We start from the raw sequence: 16,612 nt of genomic DNA on the forward strand, positions 1-16,612 counted from the left end.
TTAGTGGCGACACTACTGTGTAGTCGCTATTTTCCGGGTTTTCTTCTCAGACCTACCGACTGGCAGCGGGAATCAGTCCACCAGACATAATTTCAGAAAATTGCTGGTGTTAGAATATTGCTGTATTGGGCGTTTTGCTCTCTGTCTTGTGAAATTGCCCAACGTCAGAACTACGATTCTATATACCACTATTTGATTTATCGGACTGGAATCGGACAGCACTGAACAGCCACTAACCACCAGACAGTTCATATCAGTAATACTTACCAGCCAGTATACTGTGCCTCCGATAGGCTACTGGAACCGATGGGTGAGACGTACTACGACGTGCTCGGTGTCGAGCCAACCGCCACGCAGGACGAACTCGAGTCCGCCTACCGCGAGCGCGTCCTCGAGACCCATCCGGATCACAACGACGCCCCCAACGCGACCGAGCAGTTCCAGCGCGTCTCAACTGCACGCGAGGTGCTGACCGACGAGGCCGAACGAGCGAGGTACGACCGTCTCGGGCACGAAGCCTACGTCCAGGCAGAGAATGGCGGACCAACGGCGCAGGCGGGGTACTCGAGTACGGGTGCCACTGCAACCACAGAAAAACAAACGCGACGGGAGACGAATCGCGGTCGCCGAGCGGGGCAGCGGCGGACTCGTGACTGGTCGTTCGAGGAGATTCGCCAGGAGGCAGAACGGGAACGGGCGCGGTCGCAGTCTGGGTCGCGGTCCAGTTCCCGCTCTGGTTCCGGTTCCAGTTCCCGCTCCCGGACCCGTTCTCGATCCCAGACCCAGCGGACGAAACACACCCAGCGCACCAGACAGACACAACAGCACGCCTACACCCGGACCAGCACAGACACAACGAACACTGAATCCGGGTCAACTGCATCCGCAGATCAGACAGACAGCACAGCCGACAACACCACCAGCGACGACTTCCAGTACGCCGTCCACGACTGGAACGACGAGGTGGAACTCGAGTGGCAGGGACGAGCGCTCGACCACCAGACCATGGTCGGACTCGCCTGCATCTGGCTGCTCTACCCGGTGTTCATCTACGCGAGCCTGACACCGGTGTTTCCCACGAGCGCCAATGCGGTCGTCGCCGTCTGTACCCTCGGACTCGTCGCCTATCTGTTGACACTACCCCGAATCGCTGCCGGTATCTTCGGTTCGTGGAGCCTGCTCGTCCCGGTTGGGCTTCTCACGATCGAGGCGATTCCGGTCTCCCTGCTGTCGATCTACGGCTTTCTCGCGCTCGCGGGCGTCTGGGTGCCGTTTGGCTATGCACTCGCGGTTTGGTGGGTGCTACGGCCCTGACTCTGCACGCCAGAAATCCAAAAACCACCGCTAATTGTCATCTGCAGCGACCGCCGTCCGAACTGCCTCGTCTAGTTCCTCGCGCCGCCGGTGGCTCGCCGCCGAGTCGAACTTGACCGAAAGCACCTGCGTTCCCTCACTCGCGAGCGACTGCCGGTATGCACCCTCAAATTCTGTCGGGCCCACGTGTTGAAATTCGAGTTCGTACAGTTCTGCGAGCGCGTCGAACTCGAGTCCGTGGGGCGTCTTGAACTGCGACGTAAACGGCGGATCGAACGCCTCGACAGGGAGTTTGTGGAAGATTCCGCCACCATCGTTGTCCAACAAGACGATGGTCGCGTCGACGCCGCAGCGCTCGAGTGCCAGCAGGCCGTTCGAATCGTGGTAAAACGCGAGGTCGCCGGTGACGAGCACGAGCGGGTCGTCGGTCGCGCTGCCGGCTCCGAGCGCCGAACTCGTGATGCCGTCGATGCCGCTCGCGCCGCGGTTCGCGAGCACGGTGAGATCGGCCTGCCGTGGGCGACCGAACCGGTCGCCGTCCCGGATCGGCATGCTGTTCGAGACGAAAATCGTCGCCGGGTCCGGAGCCGCCTCGAAGACGGAGGCCAAGATTGCGCCCTCGAACGGGGTGGACTCGAGTACCTCGTCGGTGCGTGCGTCGTCGCAGTGCGTCCAGTGGGTGTGTTCGGCCTCGGCGAAGCGGGTTCGCCAGCCGCTGTCCGAATCGGTGTCTGCGAGTTCGTCGGCCAACGTCTCGAAAACCGCACCCGGTTCGGCAGCGACCAGATCCGTCGCGGTAAACGTCGCCTCGCGCCACGCACCAACGGGATCTATCAGGAACTGCCGCGGGTCGGCGTCGCGGAGGAAGTGACGCAGTCGTTTCGAGGTGGGTGAGGCACCGAATCTGAGGACGGCATCGGGTTCGGGCAGTGTATCGATATAGCCGTCGTAGCCGCCGTAGATGGTCTGTGTGTCCGAAGTGGAGCGGTCAGCGTCGACGTGCGAACCAAACCGAAGATTCGAGAGTGGATCCGCAAGCACCGGCGCGCCGACCGCATCCGCAACGGCGACGATGTCGGCAGAATTTAGCTGGGACGGCGACAGCGTCACCGGATCCGCAGGCCCTGCGACAATGAGCGGGCGCGCGGCCGACTCGAGTACCGCCCGAATCGAATCGACATCGGTGGCGTCGACCGACCCCGTCTCCGGCTCTCGCGTTTCGACGAACGCACCGTCGCGCCCCCCTCCGGCCAGCGTCTCAGAGAACTCAGCTGGAACGGACTCGAGTCCGTCAGTCTCAATCGGCTCGAGTGGCTTCCGGAAGGGGCAGTTGAGGTGGACGGGGCCGGGCTCGGAGACGGTCGTTTCCAGAAGCGCCCGTGCGGCAGTCGTCCGGAGGCTGCGAACGGTACGCTCGCTCGCTTCGGGGACCGGAAGTTCGGCGTGCCAGCGGACGGCGTCGCCGTAGAGGTCGAGCTGGTCGACGGTCTGGTTGGCCCCGCTATCGCGCAGTTCCGGCGGGCGGTCGGCCGTGAGCACGAGCATCGGGACGCGGGCCTGGTCGGCCTCGATGACGGCGGGATGGAAGTTCGCCGCCGCCGTGCCCGAGGTACAGACAAGCGCCGTTGGCTCGCCGGTTCGGCGCGCGCGTCCGAGTGCGAAGAAGGCCGCCGAGCGTTCGTCTAAGTGTGAGAAAACCTCGATTTCCGGATGCTCGGCGAACGCAATTGTCAGCGGCGTCGATCGGCTCCCTGGCGCGAGACAGACCGCCTCGAGCCCGCTCGCTGCGAGTTCGTCTACGAGGATGCGACCCCAGAGCGTCGCGCGATTCGGTGCGCTCGTCATCGTGGCTGTGGTCGTTCCTCGTCAGTTTCGGTGGCAGACTGGTCCGATCCTCTCTCGGACTGTGCCGTACTGGCTTCCTCGGGGCGCAACTCGTCCAGAATCGGCCGGAACTTGAGCTGTACTTCGTCCCACTCGTCGTGTGGATCGCTGTCGGCGACGAGGCCGCTCCCGGCGAACAGCGTCACGCGCTCGTCCGTCGCGACGCCGGACCTGAGCGCGACGGCGAACTCACCGTCGCCGTTGCCGTCGAACCAGCCGATCGGCGCGGCGTACCAGCCGCGGTCGAACGGCTCCGTCTCGCGAATCGTCTCCCAGGCCTCGTCGGGAGGCATACCGCCAACTGCGGGCGTCGGGTGGAGTGCTTCGACGAGTTCGAGCACGTGGGTCACCTCGTCGTCGAGCGTCGCCTCGATCGGCGTCCGGACGTGTTGGATGGTCGCCAGCCGGCGAATCTGCTGCTCGTCGATCGTCAGGCTGCTGGTCACCGGTGTCAACTGGTCACGGATCGCCTCCGCGACGAGAACGTGTTCGTGCTGGACCTTCTCGCTGTCACGGAGTTGGTCAGCAAACTCCTCGTCCGCTTCGGGCGTCTCACCGCGCGGTGCGGAGCCCGCGAGCGCCTCGGTTTCGACGCGTTCGCCGCGTTTCGAAACCAGTCGTTCCGGCGGCGCGCCGAAGAACGTTCCGCCGCCGTCGCTCGATCGAGCATGGTTGTGGTCGATCAAGAACCGATAGCAGTTCGGATACCGCCGGCGCAGCCGTTCGAGCGTCGCCGGTACGTCGATTTCGTCGGCGAGCCCGACCGACAGCGACTGGGCGAGCACGACCTTCCGAAGCGTCGTCGTCTCGATGCGCTCGATTGCGTCCTCGACCTGCTCGACCCACGCCGCACGCGAAGTCGTCCGTTCGGTGTCGGTGACGCCCGGCGGCGAGCCACTCGAGCGCATCGCGGGGAAACTCGCGTCCGCCAGCCGGTCGTGCCACTCGTCCAGTCGCTCGGTCGCGGTGTCGGCATCCGGGCCGACGGCCGTGAGCCACGTCGTCTCGTCGTCCCGGACGACGAGCACCTGTGGGATGACGAACGAGGCGGCAGTGAAGCCGCGCCACGGCGCAGTGGCGGCGGCTGTGTCCGCGTTCGTTTCGCCAGCACGCTCGAACGCGTCCTCGAACGAATCGTGAAACGACAACCCACCGAACGCTCGCGGCCGGGCGACTGCTGGCCCGTCGTACTCGAGTGCCCCGAACGTTCGGGCGGCCTGCTCGCGAACGTCGTCGAATCGGGTCGGACCGGTTGTGGTGAACTGGGCGGCGACACCGCGGCCGACGATCTCGAGGCCCCCAGGGGTGGCCCACTGGATGCGAGTCTTGTAGTGGCAGTGGGTGGTGGTGTCGGTTCTGTTTCCGGTGTCGGTGTCGGTGTCGGTGTCGGTGTCGGTGTCAGTGTTGGTACCGGTTCCGGTGTCGGCCCCACTCTCAATGTCGATATCAGCATCCAGCAGTGCCCCGAAGGAAATATCTGCAGCCGCATCGGTGAGTTCGCGACTCCGGCCGCAGAGGGACGATGGGGATGAGGGTGTGCGGTCGTGGTGGTCCTGGTCCTGATCCTGATCGTGAGATGGCGCAGTTCCCGCCAGTTCCCCCTCGCCCGACGTACGATTCATCGAGCACAGTTCAGGACCGACGCGCCTTCAGCCTAACTATATCGCTCCTCTTGCCACGGGTTCGCCGTCTCGGAGTACCCCCGACGTTCCCAGTAGCCGAGTTCGGGTTCGGTGAGAAACTCGACCCCGTCGACCCACTTTGCACCCTTGTACGCGTACTTGTGCGGGGTGACGACCCGGAGCGGACCGCCGTGGTCTGCGGGGAGGTCCTCGCCGTCGTAGGCCCACGCGAAGAGGACTTCTTCGCGCATGCAGTCCTCGAGTGGCAGGTCGGTCGTGTAGTTATCGAGCGCGGAGAACAGGACGTGGACAGCGTCGTCGTCGACACCAGCCAGGTCAGCGAGAGCAGGGAACGGAACGCCGGTGAACTCGCAGTCAAACTTGCTCCAGCCGGTGACACAGTGGAAGTCCTGTCGCTGGGTTTCACTCGGTAGGTCACGAAATTCGTCCCACGACAGCGAGAGTTCGGTCTCGACGGCACCGGTGACGGTGAACTCCCAGGTATCGGGGTCCCAGTCAGGTGTTCCACTTTTCGACAGTACGGGGAAGGCAGTCGTTTCGCGCTGGCCGGCAGGGAGTCGGTTGTCGCCAAATTCGTGGTAGAGGTCGGTTACGTCTCGGACGGACGTGTTGGCGTCGCCGTCAGCGTCGCCAGTCTCGGCCGCGCTTTCGGCGTCCGTACTGCTGGTCTCGCCTGCAGCGTCTGTCGTCTCGGTCGACTCCGTGGTCATGGCTGAGTCTTCGTGGCGAGCTACGTAGGTGTGACGCCACGCCGACACCGCATCGCAGTGTCAGTTCGCGTTCCGGAGTTGACCGAAAGCGTGACGACACCACAACCGATGTGTTATGAGATTTCGTAGCACAATATGACGAGTGAAAATAGAAATTACCCAGCAGGGAGCGTGGTCGAAACGATCTGAAACGGCGCACGGTGCAGACAAGTCGGAGCCTTCCGTCCGAAACCCTCGTCACCACTTAGTACAGTCTCGTCGAGACACTATCTGTATGGCGAGCAAACAACAGCTGACAGAACGGGAGGTTTCCGGACAGGCAGCAGGAGAAGTCGGTGAACAGGCAATGGGTCCCGCGGTCCTCGCGGCAGCGGCATCCGTCGGTCTCGCATGGTACTACTTCTTCCTTCGCGGGGACCGCGAGCGCGGATTGTTCGTCGGTCTCTGGCCGCCAACGATCCTCGCGTTCGCAAGCTACTTCAACCAGCGGAAGATGCGCCAGCAACTCGACAGCATTACGCAGCCCGGTACCACGATCAAGAACGCCCTCGATTCGATGATGGGCAACCGGTAAACTCGGTACTCGTTGCCACCCATTCGAAACGACGGTCGACTCCCGACATACTCACGGTGTTCGACCACCCGTCGATCCTTCTTTCGACCCGCTGTGTCTCTGTGACGACAGGAGCGGAGCGTAACTGGACTCCAACCAGTCGGAAACGATTGTTGTTTCGGTTGCTGCGGAGTCCCCGTCAAACCTAAATACCCCCTCACCGAAAGCCGAATCAGATGCCGAAAGTAGAGATCACAATCCCCGAACACCTCGAGATGCAGATCGCCCAGATGGTTGAACGCGGCGAGTTCGTCAACCGCGAGGAGGCAATCGAGGACCTCCTCTCGACGGGCATCAAAGCCTACAAGACAAGCGGGCCGATGGACGAAGAGGAAGCAGCCGGCGGTACCGGCCTCGAAGACGACGGAATGATGGGACACGACGACGAGTACGTCTTCTGATTTCGCTGTAGTTTCGCTGTAGTCGTCGACGTGACGTGACACAGGTACATCTACGGTCCGCCGACTGAGACTGAGACTGAGACTGAGACTGAGACTGAGACCGATACTGAGACTGTACTGTCGCTGTTGCTATCGTTGCCACTGCAACAGTACGTACTCCCGCAATCTTACTACGGACTGCCAGCTGAACGCGACCAGACGGGGCCGTACACCAGCGAGCAGTCGCTTCGAGAACCGCCAGTCACAGCCCCATCGCAACCAGCGGAATCCCGAACGAGATCGCGACGCCGACGATCGTGACAAGAAAGCCAATCCCAACCGAGCGCGAGGAGTAGTCGCTCATCGGCGCAGTCGTCCGGTCGGCGGCGAGGTCGTGTCCGACGTCTGCGGCCGAGTCGTGGTCTGCGGCGGGCTCCGTGTCGTCCGTGTCGTCTGCCATACCTGCGCGTTCCCGCCTCAGTTCCTTAAAGACAGCTATCGGGCACGACTCTGGCTCGGCCCGCACTCGAGTCGGTCTTGGTCCTGTTCGACTCTGTTCGCTGCTATTCGATTCTGTTACACTCTGGCCACACCCAAACCGAACACGATCGCGTTGCCCGATCCAGTCTCCTTTACTACGCTGGGTTCAAAGGCTCGAGCAAGACCAGCAATGACACTGACAAAGCGAATTATCCCGTGCATCGACGTCGACCTCGATGACGACGGGAATCCGGCGGTCTACACCGGCGTCCACTTCGAGGACCTGCAATATACCGGCGATCCCGTCGAAATGGCCAAGGCGTACAATGAGTCGGGAGCCGACGAGTTCGTCTTCCTCGACATCACCGCCTCCGCAGAGGGGCGCGAAACCATGCTCGACGTCGTCAAGCAGGTCGCAGACGAGGTATTCATCCCGCTCACCGTCGGCGGCGGCATCCGAACCACCGAGGACATCAAAGAAACCCTTCGCGCCGGCGCGGACAAGGTCTCGATCACGACGGGTGCACTCGAGCGACCCGAACTCATCAACGAGGGTGCGCGCGCGTTCGGCAGCCAATGCATCGTGATCAGCGTCGACGCCAAGCGTCGCTTCGACGAGGATGGCGAACACTACGTCGAGATCGACGGCGAGTCCTGCTGGTTCGAGTGTACGAAGAAGGGGGGCCGCGAGGGCACTGGAATCGACGTGATCGAGTGGGCCAAGGAGGCCGAATCCCGTGGCGCTGGCGAACTGTTCGTCAACTCGATCGACAAGGACGGCACGAAAGATGGCTACGACCTGCCGTTGACCGAGGCAGTCTGTGAGGCCGTCGACACGCCAGTGATCGCCTCATCCGGCTGTGGGAGCCCCGAAGACATGTACGACGTGTTCACGGAAGCTGGCGCGGACGCCGGTCTCGCAGCGTCCATCTTCCACTTCGACGAGTACTCGATCGAGGAGACGAAAGCGTACCTCGACGACCACGACGTGCCGGTTCGGTACTGACGGCCAGCGCCACCCCCGCTCGCGTTCAATACGCTTATATCACCGCAGTCCTGCCCTCTTACCAGTGAAGTGGCGGTGCACCTGGTGTGGGAAACCACACGCCGAGAACGACCCTCCCTGTGACAGTTGCGGACACAACACCTTCGAAGAGGCAGTTGTCCGGCAGGACGAGGCGGTCCAGAGCGACCAGTCGACCATCCAAACCGTCGACACCGGCACCACCTACATCTGGGTCTGTTCGAACTGCGGTCGCCAGCACGTCAAGAACAACCCGCCCTGTGCCCGCTGTGGCGAACACGACCTGGAGAAAACCGAACAAAACTACGACGAACTCGAGAACGAACTCCAGACGCCGAGCTGGTTCGAGGTCGCCAAACCGTACCTCCCGGTGTTCGCTATCATCGGTATCGTCCTCCTGCTGTTTGGGACCGGTATTATCTCACCGTCGATCATCCCCGGAATCGGGTCGCCGACACCACCGGAGGCACCCGGAAACAGCACAGAGGCCGCCGGAATCGACCTCGACGCCGTCGAGTCGCAGGTCGTCGACCAGCTCGCAGTCGAGCGTGCGGATGGGAGTCCGACCACCGACGACGCGCTCATGGCGTATGCGACCTACCACAACCGCGTCTACATCGAGGACGAGTACGGCGACGGCAGCCACAGCGCTGAACATCCAAACGAGTTCGACGTCAGTTGTCAGACCGACCTCGTCAGTACGCCGCTGTCACCGTTCGAAGACGACATCAACGACTACGCCGACGCAGGAGAGGAGCAGCTCGTGGCAGACGTGACCGAGGTGCTGGTCGAACTCGAGTCGGTGACAGAGGAGTACGACGTGGCGTCCGACGGCTTCGACCTTCACGTCGCGCCCGACGGGACGATTTACGTCTTCTACGCGGCGTGTTAGCCCAGCTGTGAGAGAGCAGCGCTCGCAGTTGGAAACGGAGCGGAGCCGGTAAGACAAGGAGTTGTCTGCAGACTCGCGACCTGCAGACTCGCAGACACACAAAAGCGAGAACGGGATCCAGATCTGTCCGAGCGGTTATGCGGCCGCTTCGAACGCCTCGCGGAACGCAACTGCTTTCTCGCGCACGTCGACTGCCGCCTCCTCGAGTGCGTCGAGTGGTTCGACGCCGTTTTCGGTCTTGATCGTCAGGATCGGCTCGGTCTGTCCACCCGACTGCTCGGGGTTCACGTCGTACGTTGCTGCGCTGATGTCGTCGTGTTCGAGCAGCGTACCCTTGAGTACGTTCATGAAGGTGTGATCCTCGCCGGCGATTTCGATCGAGAGTTCGTTCTCGCTGCTCTCGGTGACCCGCAGTTCCATGCCACGTCATCCGTTCGTCGGGCGCTTGTACCTTTCGAAGCCGTGTCGGTTCCAGCCGCGAGCCGTCGATTCGAGTAGCCCGTTCCGGGAAATCACAGCGATCAACGGCAAAAAACGAGCGTGGGTGATCGGGTGCTCGTGACTGTGCTCATCGAACGCGTTCGCCGGTGCGCAGCGCGGGTGCACAGCGCGGTCTCTCAGGCCTGCGTCCGAGCGCGTTCGGGTGCCTCGGCACTGCTGTTCGCGTAGGCGCTGTAGGCTGTCAGGCCGGCGACGACGAGACCGGCGATCATGGTACTCGTCGCGAGGTCGGTGCTTCCCATCTCGATCGCGAACGGCGAGACGAGTGCCCAGAGGCCGAGCAGGACGGCGAGTGAGGCGACGCTGACGTTCGCGAGGCGATCCTTTGTGAGCCGGTAGAAGTTGTACCCGGCGAACAGGAAGATCGCCGTTCCGACGAGCGTGTTGTTCCAGATCGCTGCCTCCGTGGACTCGATGAGAAACGGCGAGGCGACAAGCCACAGGCCGACGAGCGCGGCGAGCGCGCTCACCCACTGTATGACGTCCGTGTTGATCACATCTCGGTCGGACCGGGACGCGCTACGGTCAGTGCCGCTGGCATCAGTGTCTGATCGGTCGTCTGGTGTTGTGCTCATGACTCACACGGGTTATCCGACTAGCGAGTAAAACGGCAGTGCCTGCGCCTGTCGGGGCAGGTCCCGGACCAGACGCTGGTGGAACGAGCGCTCGAGGACGGGAGACAAAAGACGGGAGACTGCGCCGCCGTGCGTGTCGATAGCGACAGAAATCCCTATACGCCCGCGGGCGAACCAGTCGCACATGCGCCCGGTTACCGCCCTCTTTGCGGTCATTATCGTCGCGGTGCTTGCGCTCTCGGTAGTCGTAGTGAGCCGTCTGCACCGATCGGGCACGCACTGGCACGACGTTGCACAGCAACGGCTGCTCTTTGGCGTTCCGTGGGGTTCGCTCGTCGTCATCGCCATCGTCGTGGCCGTCTACCTGTTCGTTCAGGACGGAATCACGAACCTCACGGAACCCGTGACGATTCCGTACCGGGCCTGGTCATACTTCACCCCGCTCGGCATCGCAACGGCCTCGTTCTCCCACGCCAGTCTGGGTCACCTCACCGGCAACCTCGCCGGTGCGGCTGTCGCCGCACCAATCGCGGAGTACGCGTGGGGTCACTTCCCCGGTCGTGACCGAGCAGACAACACTCACTCACACGATGGCGAGCGAGGTGGCGTCCGCTCCCAACTCGAGTCGCTCCGGACCACGCCCTGGATTCGGGCGTTCGTCCTCTTCCCGCTCGCGGTGGTCGTCCTCAGCTTCGTCACGAGTCTGTTCGGACTCGGGCCGGTCATCGGCTTCTCGAGTATCATCTTCGCGTTCGCCGGCTTCGCTATCGTCCACTATCCGATTGCGACGTTGATCGCAACGGTCGCCGTCCAGAGTGCACTCTTGACGGTTTCACGGGCGCTGCAGGACGCGGTGAGCGTCTACGTCGCGACACCGAGTCCGGCGTCGGCACCCTCCTGGGCGGGCATTGCGATTCAGGGGCACGCACTCGGGTTCTTCATCGGGCTGGTGCTTGGCCTGCTGGTCCTCAAGCGCCGAAACGAGCGGCCGAACCCGTTTCACCTCTGGCTCGCCGTACTCCTCTATGCCTTCTCGAAGGGACTGTGGCAGATCTACTGGTTCGGTGAGGGGAACACCTATCTGCTCTTCCGGGGACCCGGCGTCGCCATCGTCGTCATCCTCGCACTCGTCATCACGCTCGCGAGCGCCGCCCCTGACCGACCGGTTCCGAAACGACCAGTTCGGAGGCTCTTCCGGCGGCTAACCGGCGCTGATAGCCGGAAGGGCCGGCCACCCTCCGAATCGAGTTCCGTCGGCAACGAAGGGCCAGACGCGAGCCATCACTCACGAACCGAGCGGGTACTCGAGTTGTCTGGGGTTGGAGGCGGAGGCGAAAGCGAGAGCAAAGTCGAAGTCGAAGACGAAGACGAGCCTGTATCACCATCGTCGGACGTGTCGGGTGACAGCCTCGATCGGATTCGGGAACTGTCAATCGGCGCGACGCCAAACAGCGGAGAGGAGTCACACACGCAGACACCAGCAGAAACGACAGCGTCGAGGATGACCCAGCGCGGCGTCGCGTTTCTGGCCGTCGCACTCGTGCTCGCCGTGCTCGCTGGGATGGCGATTCCCGTCAATCTGGCAGTTGTCGAGTCCGCGAGCGACGGGACGGCTCCTGGTGCAATCGAGGTCGACGACTACGTCATCGAGTACGACGAGAACGCGTCGAACCAGCTCGTCTCGGGGATCGGACTCGACGTGGCGATCGACGACGCGGGGCTTGCGGGCAGCGGCGTCATCGTCTCGAACGAACGCCACAGTATCTGGCTGGAGGCGGTGACGAAAGAGCAACTCGAGGCGACTGGGTACGAGACGGTAATCGTGGGTGAACCCGGCTGGCGAGAGACGGTCCACGTCGAGCGAACGGGCTGGGAGCCGGTCGGCGGCGAAAGTGTCTATCAGGTCTGGCTGTGGCTCGACGGTGACGAGGAGAACCGCCAGTTAGCCCACGAGTCCGAGGAGTCGATCGCGGAGGCGATTATCAACGACCGGACGGTAACGCTTGGGTCCGATGACGGTGAGTTCGTCCTCGAAGTCGAAGAGATCGAGACAGAGACGACGAGCACGACGGCCGTGCCAGACGAGAACGGGTCGGTCGAAGCCGGTGGTGTGGTCTTCGAGCGAACGGAGGACACGCTCGTAGCCTCGTCGGACGGAACCGAGGTCGTGATCGCGACGATGGAAGACCACGAGTACTGACCGACTGGAAGCCACGTTTCGGTCACGGAATCGAGTGCAACCTGCACTCGTGTTCCGGACTCGCTGAGACTCTGTTTTGTTGAACACTCGGTGCAGCGGAACACTCGCCCGTACGTTGACGTTTCACGCTGTTGCGAGCGCCTACACTGTTCGTTTGCGAGCGGTAACTGGCACAACGAGGCCGAATACGGCGATAGGTGAGTGGTATCGATCGGGGACGGGATGGCAGGGAACCTGACGAATCCGCCACACCGTTAACCGCCACGTGGCGGCTGGAAGCCGGACAGAAACAATGGCCGGGTGAGCCGTCTTCTCGACCGAGTTGAGCGCTGCACAGATGATTCATCGCGTACTGGGAACCCTGGCGTCGTCGGCGTCACAGGCTGCGGACGACCACCGGACACCGCCCGCTGTCCGACTCGCAGACGTCACACACGAGTACGGGACGGGCGGGAGCCGGTTTCGATCGGGTGACCGGCGAACCGTCACCGCGCTCCGGAACGTCTCGGTCGACATCCAGCCCGGCGAAATCGTCGGCCTCGAGGGACCGAGCGGCAGCGGCAAGTCGACGATTCTCCACCTCGTCGCCGGGCTGCTCGTGCCGACCAGCGGCAGCGTCGAACTCCACGGCACGGAGCTCTCTGCGCTCTCGAACCGAAAGCGAACGCGCGTCCGCCGCCAGCACGTCGGGATCGTCTTCCAGCACTTTCACCTGCTTCCCTCGCTCTCCGCGCGAGCGAACGTCGCACTGCCGCTCGTCCAGACCGGCGTCTCGAAACGCAAGCGCCGACGACGCGCCACGGAACTGCTAGAGCGAGTCGGTCTCGGCGACCGAACGACACACCTCCCCAGCGAACTCAGCGGCGGCGAGTGCCAGCGCGTCGCCATCGCCCGCTCGCTCGCGACCGACCCCGACGTCGTCATCGCCGACGAACCCACCGGCGAACTCGACACCGCGACCGGCGAGACCGTACTCGAGTTACTGACCGATATTGGGCGCGAGCGGGCGGTCGTCCTCGCCTCGCACGACGAGGCGACGCTCGCGGTTGCAGATCGTGTGCTCACGCTGCGGGACGGACGGGTGGTTTCGGATGGCGGATAGTCGTGGGCCCTCGGATGAGCGGCGTAAAAACGGTGAGCACGGGGACGAAGACGAGGGGGACCCAGTAACCGAAGCGTTCGACGCGCGCGAGACAAGCCGAACGCGCTGGGTCGGCCTCCTCAGGCTCTCGATCGCCAGACTGTGGCGACGAGCGACGAAAACGACCTCGGGGCGAATCATCGCGACGATCGCCGCCGTCGCGATGACCGTCGCGTTGCTCGTGCTCGTAACCGGCATCGCGCTCGCGCTCGCCGACGGCGGCACGACGAGCGAAAACGATGCCACCGCCCAGATCGTACCCGAGTCGGCGGACCTCCTCGCCTCCGTCAACGGCGTCGAAGGGGCCCGACTCGGTGAGACGAACGAACGCGCGGCGACCATCCGCGACGAACCTGGCGTCGACCACTCGAGTCCGGTTCTCATCGAACCGGTCCGACTCGAGCACGACGGCGGCGAGGACAGCCCCCAGACCGTCCTCCTCGTCGGCGTTGTCCCAGACGACGAGTCCCGAACCGTCGCCGGCCTCTCGACTGCGGCACTCGAGTCGGGTGACCCACACTACGCGGACGGCTCCTACACCGGGCCACAACGCGGCGAGGTCGTCCTCTCGAGTGCCGCGGCCGACCGCCTCGATGCAACCCAGGACGACGACCTCGCCGTCTCGAGTTCGCAGTTCGAGGCGATGGACGTCGAGAGTCCGGCGATAACGGTCACGGCTGTCGAGGAATCCGACGGCGAGAGTGGTGACGAGGACACCCCGGTCGCGCTCGTCCACCTGAGCGAACTCCAGACGTTCGCGGGTGCGAGTGAGGGCGAACTCGCAGACCAGGTTCTCGTCTGGGGCGAGGACGACGCTGCGACGGCCGCCGCGAACGGGGCCTATCCCGACGAAACCGTCGACGCGCCCGACACCACCCATCCGTCGCTCCTGTTCGACGACGGACTGGCGTTCGTCACCAGCGCCCTCGCGCTGCTCGTCGGCGTCACCATCTGCGCCGCCTTCGTCGCGACGACCGCCGGCATGACCGTCAACGAAGACCGGCGTATGCTCGCCGTACTCGAGTCCGTCGGCTTCCCGACCCATAGTCGCCTCGCGGTCGTTGCGATTTCGACGCAGGTGTTGACGCTGTGCGGGGCGGTGCTTGGCGGCGTGCTCGGGATTCTGGCGATCCACGGAGTCAACGGCGTCGCGAGTGCGGGCGGCGCGCCGGGTGCTGTTGCGCAGGCGCATCCGCTGTTCGTCCCCTACGCCGTCGTCATCGCGTTCGTCGCCGGACTGGTCGCGATCCCGTACCCACTCGTCGTCGCGGCCCGGACGTCGGTGCTCGCGGAGGTGAGTCGCTGATGGGGCTGTTCTCGCCGTTCGTCCGAACGCGGGCCGTCATCGGTATCGCGCTTGCACAGCTGCGGCGGTCACCTGGGAGAACCGTCCTCGCCGTTCTTGCGGTCACCCTCTCGGTGCTCGCGATTACCCTGCTTGCGAGTCTCGGCGTCGGCGTCGTCGAGGTCGGCGAAACCGGCCTGGACAACGCCGACCGGGACATCTGGGTCTCCAGCGATCCAGTCGATCCGTCCGCGGACGGGGCCGAGAATCCGATCCCCGACGCACACGGTACGTCGGCCGCGCTCACTGAACGCGACGACATCAGTTCGGCCGCGCCGCTTGCGATGCACCAGGTGTACGTCGGGACAGAGCCGGACCAACTCGAGCGCACCACCGCTGTCGGCGTCCAGGAGACACACGACGGCTTCGACTTCGAGGCTGGCTCAGGGTTCGATCGCGCCGAACTGCCGGACGAAGGCGAACGACCGACAGATCCCCAGACTGCCGAAATCGTCCTCGATCCGCAGGTTGCAGACGACGCCGGCGCAGACGTTGGCGACACGGTCTACGTCGGGACGAGTCGCCAGACCGCGCCGGAGTACGAGTTCACCGTGGTCGGCATCGCGTCCTACTACTCGCAGTTCCTCGGGACGCCCGCGGCGACGGTGCCGCTGCCGGACCTGCAGATCGTTGCCGGAACGACTGGAACGGACCGCGCGACGTTCATCACCGCCGACGTAGCGGACGGGGCCGATCAGGAAGCCGTCCGCGATGACCTGGCGACCGAGTACCCCGAGTACGACGTGCGAACCAGCGACGAACAGATCGAAGCGATGGTCGCCGAACAGCCGCTCGTCCTCGCAAGCGGGATGACGCTGGTCGGCCTGGCCGTCGTCGGCGGCTCGGTGCTCACCATCAACCTGTTCGCGCTCATGGTCACCCAGCAGCGTCGCGAACTCGCCGCGCTTCGGGCCATCGGACTCTCTCGCGGACTGCTCTCGGGGATGATCGCCGTCCAGGGACTCGTCATCGGACTGCTCGGCGGCATCGTCGGCGTCGCGGCGACGCCGCTGCTCGCGGACGGACTGAACCGCGTCGCGCTCTCACTCGTCGGCTTCGAAAATCTACTTCGAACGCCCGTCGAGGTCTACGTCGCCGGCTTCGCGCTCGCGCTCAGCGTCGGCACCGTCGTCGCCGGCATCACCGGCTGGCGCGTCGGGCGCACGCTGAAGCTCGAACATCTCGAACAATAGCACCTCGAACAAGAACACCTCGAACAGTAAGTACCGTCCAGCCAGCGCGGTAGAGACCGCCTACTCCCACTCGACCCGAAAGACCTCCGCCGCGAGCTCCTCGCTTTCTGCGGTATGGAACTCGAAGCGGCGTTCGATCGGGAATGCTGCCCGAAACGCGTGGGTTACCGTCCCACCCTCGTCGGCCGCGTAGGATTCGACGAACTCCTGGCTCCCTTCGTTGTGAATCGTGTAGGAAACGGACGCGAGCGAGCGAGCCGTCTCGAGAAACTCCCGATCTGCGTGGCGATTACCGCGCTGTGCGCCGAACGGCGGGTTCGAGAGCACGGTTGCGGATTGTGAGGAGCGAGCTGATGAGAACGAGAACGGAAGCGGCTGTCGCGAGACGTCAGCTCGAATCCAGTCCGTCTGTGAGGCCACCCCGACACGCGCCGCGTTCTCCCGGGCGAGCGCGAGTGCGTCGGAATCGAGGTCAACGCCGAGAACCTGCCCGGCACCGGCGAGTGCCGCGGCAGTTGCCAGCATCCCGGTTCCGGTACCGAGATCCACCACCGGCCGCTCGAGATCATCCTGCAACCCAGCCAGATGCGCAATATGGGCCGCAATCTCCGGCGGCGTGAGATACTGCTCTAACGATGGCGACGGCGATTCAAAATCAGCGATCGACTCGAGTTCGCGCGCGAGCGTCCGCCGGGAACGACCTGCCATGCGGACAGC

At 63.9% G+C, this 16,612-nt stretch carries 16 protein-coding genes; 9 read left to right on the forward strand and 7 right to left on the reverse strand.

What is annotated here, in order from left to right; genetic code table 11:
- Nucleotides 1-306 precede the first annotated feature (306 nt).
- Nucleotides 307-1,314 carry a J domain-containing protein gene (locus NMAG_RS17250; RefSeq protein WP_004267693.1) on the forward strand — a complete coding sequence of 336 codons (1,008 nt, stop codon included), beginning with the start codon at nt 307-309 and terminating at the stop codon, nt 1,312-1,314.
- A 30-nt stretch (nt 1,315-1,344) separates the two neighbouring features.
- On the opposite strand, the gene menD is transcribed toward NMAG_RS17250, so the two are convergent.
- Genes menD through NMAG_RS17265 form a run of 3 tightly spaced genes read right to left on the reverse strand, consistent with a single transcriptional unit; the run spans nt 1,345 to nt 5,551 of the window.
- A complete protein-coding gene (menD, locus tag NMAG_RS17255; protein ID WP_012996851.1) occupies nt 1,345-3,159 on the reverse strand; it encodes a 2-succinyl-5-enolpyruvyl-6-hydroxy-3-cyclohexene-1-carboxylic-acid synthase in 1,815 nt (604 codons plus the stop codon).
- Nucleotides 3,156-4,820 (reverse strand): isochorismate synthase, encoded by a 1,665-nt coding sequence (locus NMAG_RS17260; RefSeq protein WP_004215845.1) that lies wholly within the window; start codon nt 4,818-4,820, stop codon nt 3,156-3,158. Before NMAG_RS17260 ends, menD begins: the two co-directional genes overlap by 4 nt.
- Before the next feature lie 32 nt (nt 4,821-4,852).
- Nucleotides 4,853-5,551 carry a sulfite oxidase-like oxidoreductase gene (locus NMAG_RS17265; protein WP_004215844.1) on the reverse strand — a complete coding sequence of 233 codons (699 nt, stop codon included), beginning with the start codon at nt 5,549-5,551 and terminating at the stop codon, nt 4,853-4,855.
- A 274-nt stretch (nt 5,552-5,825) separates the two neighbouring features.
- Between NMAG_RS17265 and NMAG_RS17270 the strand changes: the two genes are divergently transcribed.
- Together NMAG_RS17270 and NMAG_RS17275 are read left to right on the forward strand one after the other, a co-directional pair.
- A complete protein-coding gene (locus NMAG_RS17270) occupies nt 5,826-6,125 on the forward strand; it encodes a hypothetical protein (RefSeq protein ID WP_004215843.1) in 300 nt (99 codons plus the stop codon).
- Between the two features lie 215 nt (nt 6,126-6,340).
- Nucleotides 6,341-6,565, forward strand: coding sequence for a ribbon-helix-helix domain-containing protein (locus NMAG_RS17275; protein WP_004215841.1), 225 nt, complete (start codon nt 6,341-6,343; stop codon nt 6,563-6,565).
- A 241-nt stretch (nt 6,566-6,806) separates the two neighbouring features.
- Here NMAG_RS17275 and NMAG_RS17280 read toward each other — a convergent pair whose 3' ends face one another.
- Nucleotides 6,807-7,004 (reverse strand): DUF7550 family protein, encoded by a 198-nt coding sequence (locus NMAG_RS17280; protein ID WP_004215839.1) that lies wholly within the window; start codon nt 7,002-7,004, stop codon nt 6,807-6,809.
- Nucleotides 7,005-7,214: 210 nt separating this feature from the next.
- On the opposite strand from NMAG_RS17280, the gene hisF reads away from it, so the two are divergent.
- Both hisF and NMAG_RS17290 read left to right on the forward strand, forming a co-directional pair.
- Nucleotides 7,215-8,030, forward strand: coding sequence for an imidazole glycerol phosphate synthase subunit HisF (gene hisF / locus NMAG_RS17285; RefSeq protein ID WP_004215837.1), 816 nt, complete (start codon nt 7,215-7,217; stop codon nt 8,028-8,030).
- Nucleotides 8,031-8,094: 64 nt separating this feature from the next.
- Nucleotides 8,095-8,940: a hypothetical protein gene (locus NMAG_RS17290; RefSeq protein WP_004215835.1), complete on the forward strand. Its 846-nt coding sequence runs from the start codon at nt 8,095-8,097 to the stop codon at nt 8,938-8,940.
- A 135-nt stretch (nt 8,941-9,075) separates the two neighbouring features.
- On the opposite strand, the gene NMAG_RS17295 is transcribed toward NMAG_RS17290, so the two are convergent.
- Nucleotides 9,076-9,360 (reverse strand): DNA-directed RNA polymerase subunit L, encoded by a 285-nt coding sequence (locus NMAG_RS17295; protein ID WP_004215834.1) that lies wholly within the window; start codon nt 9,358-9,360, stop codon nt 9,076-9,078.
- 197 nt (nt 9,361-9,557) lie between these two features.
- Nucleotides 9,558-10,016: an SPW repeat domain-containing protein gene (locus tag NMAG_RS17300; RefSeq protein WP_004215832.1), complete on the reverse strand. Its 459-nt coding sequence runs from the start codon at nt 10,014-10,016 to the stop codon at nt 9,558-9,560.
- A 184-nt stretch (nt 10,017-10,200) separates the two neighbouring features.
- Here NMAG_RS17300 and NMAG_RS17305 point away from each other — a divergent pair, with 184 nt between their 5' ends.
- The 4 genes from NMAG_RS17305 to NMAG_RS17320 all read left to right on the forward strand — a co-directional run bounded on the left by NMAG_RS17305 (nt 10,201) and on the right by NMAG_RS17320 (nt 15,895).
- Nucleotides 10,201-12,216, forward strand: a complete 2,016-nt coding sequence (locus tag NMAG_RS17305) for a rhomboid family intramembrane serine protease (RefSeq protein ID WP_004215830.1) — start codon at nt 10,201-10,203, stop codon at nt 12,214-12,216.
- Between the two features lie 337 nt (nt 12,217-12,553).
- Complete coding sequence (locus NMAG_RS17310; protein WP_004215828.1) at nt 12,554-13,318, forward strand: ABC transporter ATP-binding protein; 765 nt, start codon at nt 12,554-12,556, stop codon at nt 13,316-13,318.
- Nucleotides 13,308-14,663 carry an ABC transporter permease gene (locus NMAG_RS17315; RefSeq protein ID WP_004215826.1) on the forward strand — a complete coding sequence of 452 codons (1,356 nt, stop codon included), beginning with the start codon at nt 13,308-13,310 and terminating at the stop codon, nt 14,661-14,663. The genes NMAG_RS17310 and NMAG_RS17315 overlap by 11 nt, the downstream gene beginning before the upstream one ends.
- Entirely contained in the window at nt 14,663-15,895 is a 1,233-nt protein-coding gene (locus NMAG_RS17320; RefSeq protein ID WP_004215824.1) for an ABC transporter permease, read from the forward strand. Before NMAG_RS17315 ends, NMAG_RS17320 begins: the two co-directional genes overlap by 1 nt.
- Nucleotides 15,896-15,955: 60 nt before the next feature.
- Here NMAG_RS17320 and NMAG_RS17325 read toward each other — a convergent pair whose 3' ends face one another.
- Nucleotides 15,956-16,603 carry an METTL5 family protein gene (locus tag NMAG_RS17325; protein ID WP_004215821.1) on the reverse strand — a complete coding sequence of 216 codons (648 nt, stop codon included), beginning with the start codon at nt 16,601-16,603 and terminating at the stop codon, nt 15,956-15,958.
- Nucleotides 16,604-16,612 lie beyond the last annotated feature (9 nt).

This window comes from Natrialba magadii ATCC 43099 (genome assembly GCF_000025625.1).
GTDB lineage: Archaea > Halobacteriota > Halobacteria > Halobacteriales > Natrialbaceae > Natrialba > Natrialba magadii.

Excerpts from the sequence above, each read along its gene's own strand:
- NMAG_RS17250 (WP_004267693.1), top strand. The coding sequence starts at position 307 with ATGGGTGAGACGTACTACGACGTGCTCGGTGTCGAGCCAACCGCCACG.
- menD (WP_012996851.1), bottom strand. The coding sequence starts at position 3,159 with ATGACGAGCGCACCGAATCGCGCGACGCTCTGGGGTCGCATCCTCGTA.
- NMAG_RS17260 (WP_004215845.1), bottom strand. The coding sequence starts at position 4,820 with ATGAATCGTACGTCGGGCGAGGGGGAACTGGCGGGAACTGCGCCATCT.
- NMAG_RS17265 (WP_004215844.1), bottom strand. The coding sequence starts at position 5,551 with ATGACCACGGAGTCGACCGAGACGACAGACGCTGCAGGCGAGACCAGC.
- NMAG_RS17270 (WP_004215843.1), top strand. The coding sequence starts at position 5,826 with ATGGCGAGCAAACAACAGCTGACAGAACGGGAGGTTTCCGGACAGGCA.
- NMAG_RS17275 (WP_004215841.1), top strand. The coding sequence starts at position 6,341 with ATGCCGAAAGTAGAGATCACAATCCCCGAACACCTCGAGATGCAGATC.
- NMAG_RS17280 (WP_004215839.1), bottom strand. The coding sequence starts at position 7,004 with ATGGCAGACGACACGGACGACACGGAGCCCGCCGCAGACCACGACTCG.
- hisF (WP_004215837.1), top strand. The coding sequence starts at position 7,215 with ATGACACTGACAAAGCGAATTATCCCGTGCATCGACGTCGACCTCGAT.
- NMAG_RS17295 (WP_004215834.1), bottom strand. The coding sequence starts at position 9,360 with ATGGAACTGCGGGTCACCGAGAGCAGCGAGAACGAACTCTCGATCGAA.
- NMAG_RS17300 (WP_004215832.1), bottom strand. The coding sequence starts at position 10,016 with ATGAGCACAACACCAGACGACCGATCAGACACTGATGCCAGCGGCACT.
- NMAG_RS17305 (WP_004215830.1), top strand. The coding sequence starts at position 10,201 with ATGCGCCCGGTTACCGCCCTCTTTGCGGTCATTATCGTCGCGGTGCTT.
- NMAG_RS17310 (WP_004215828.1), top strand. The coding sequence starts at position 12,554 with ATGATTCATCGCGTACTGGGAACCCTGGCGTCGTCGGCGTCACAGGCT.
- NMAG_RS17315 (WP_004215826.1), top strand. The coding sequence starts at position 13,308 with ATGGCGGATAGTCGTGGGCCCTCGGATGAGCGGCGTAAAAACGGTGAG.
- NMAG_RS17320 (WP_004215824.1), top strand. The coding sequence starts at position 14,663 with ATGGGGCTGTTCTCGCCGTTCGTCCGAACGCGGGCCGTCATCGGTATC.
- NMAG_RS17325 (WP_004215821.1), bottom strand. The coding sequence starts at position 16,603 with ATGGCAGGTCGTTCCCGGCGGACGCTCGCGCGCGAACTCGAGTCGATC.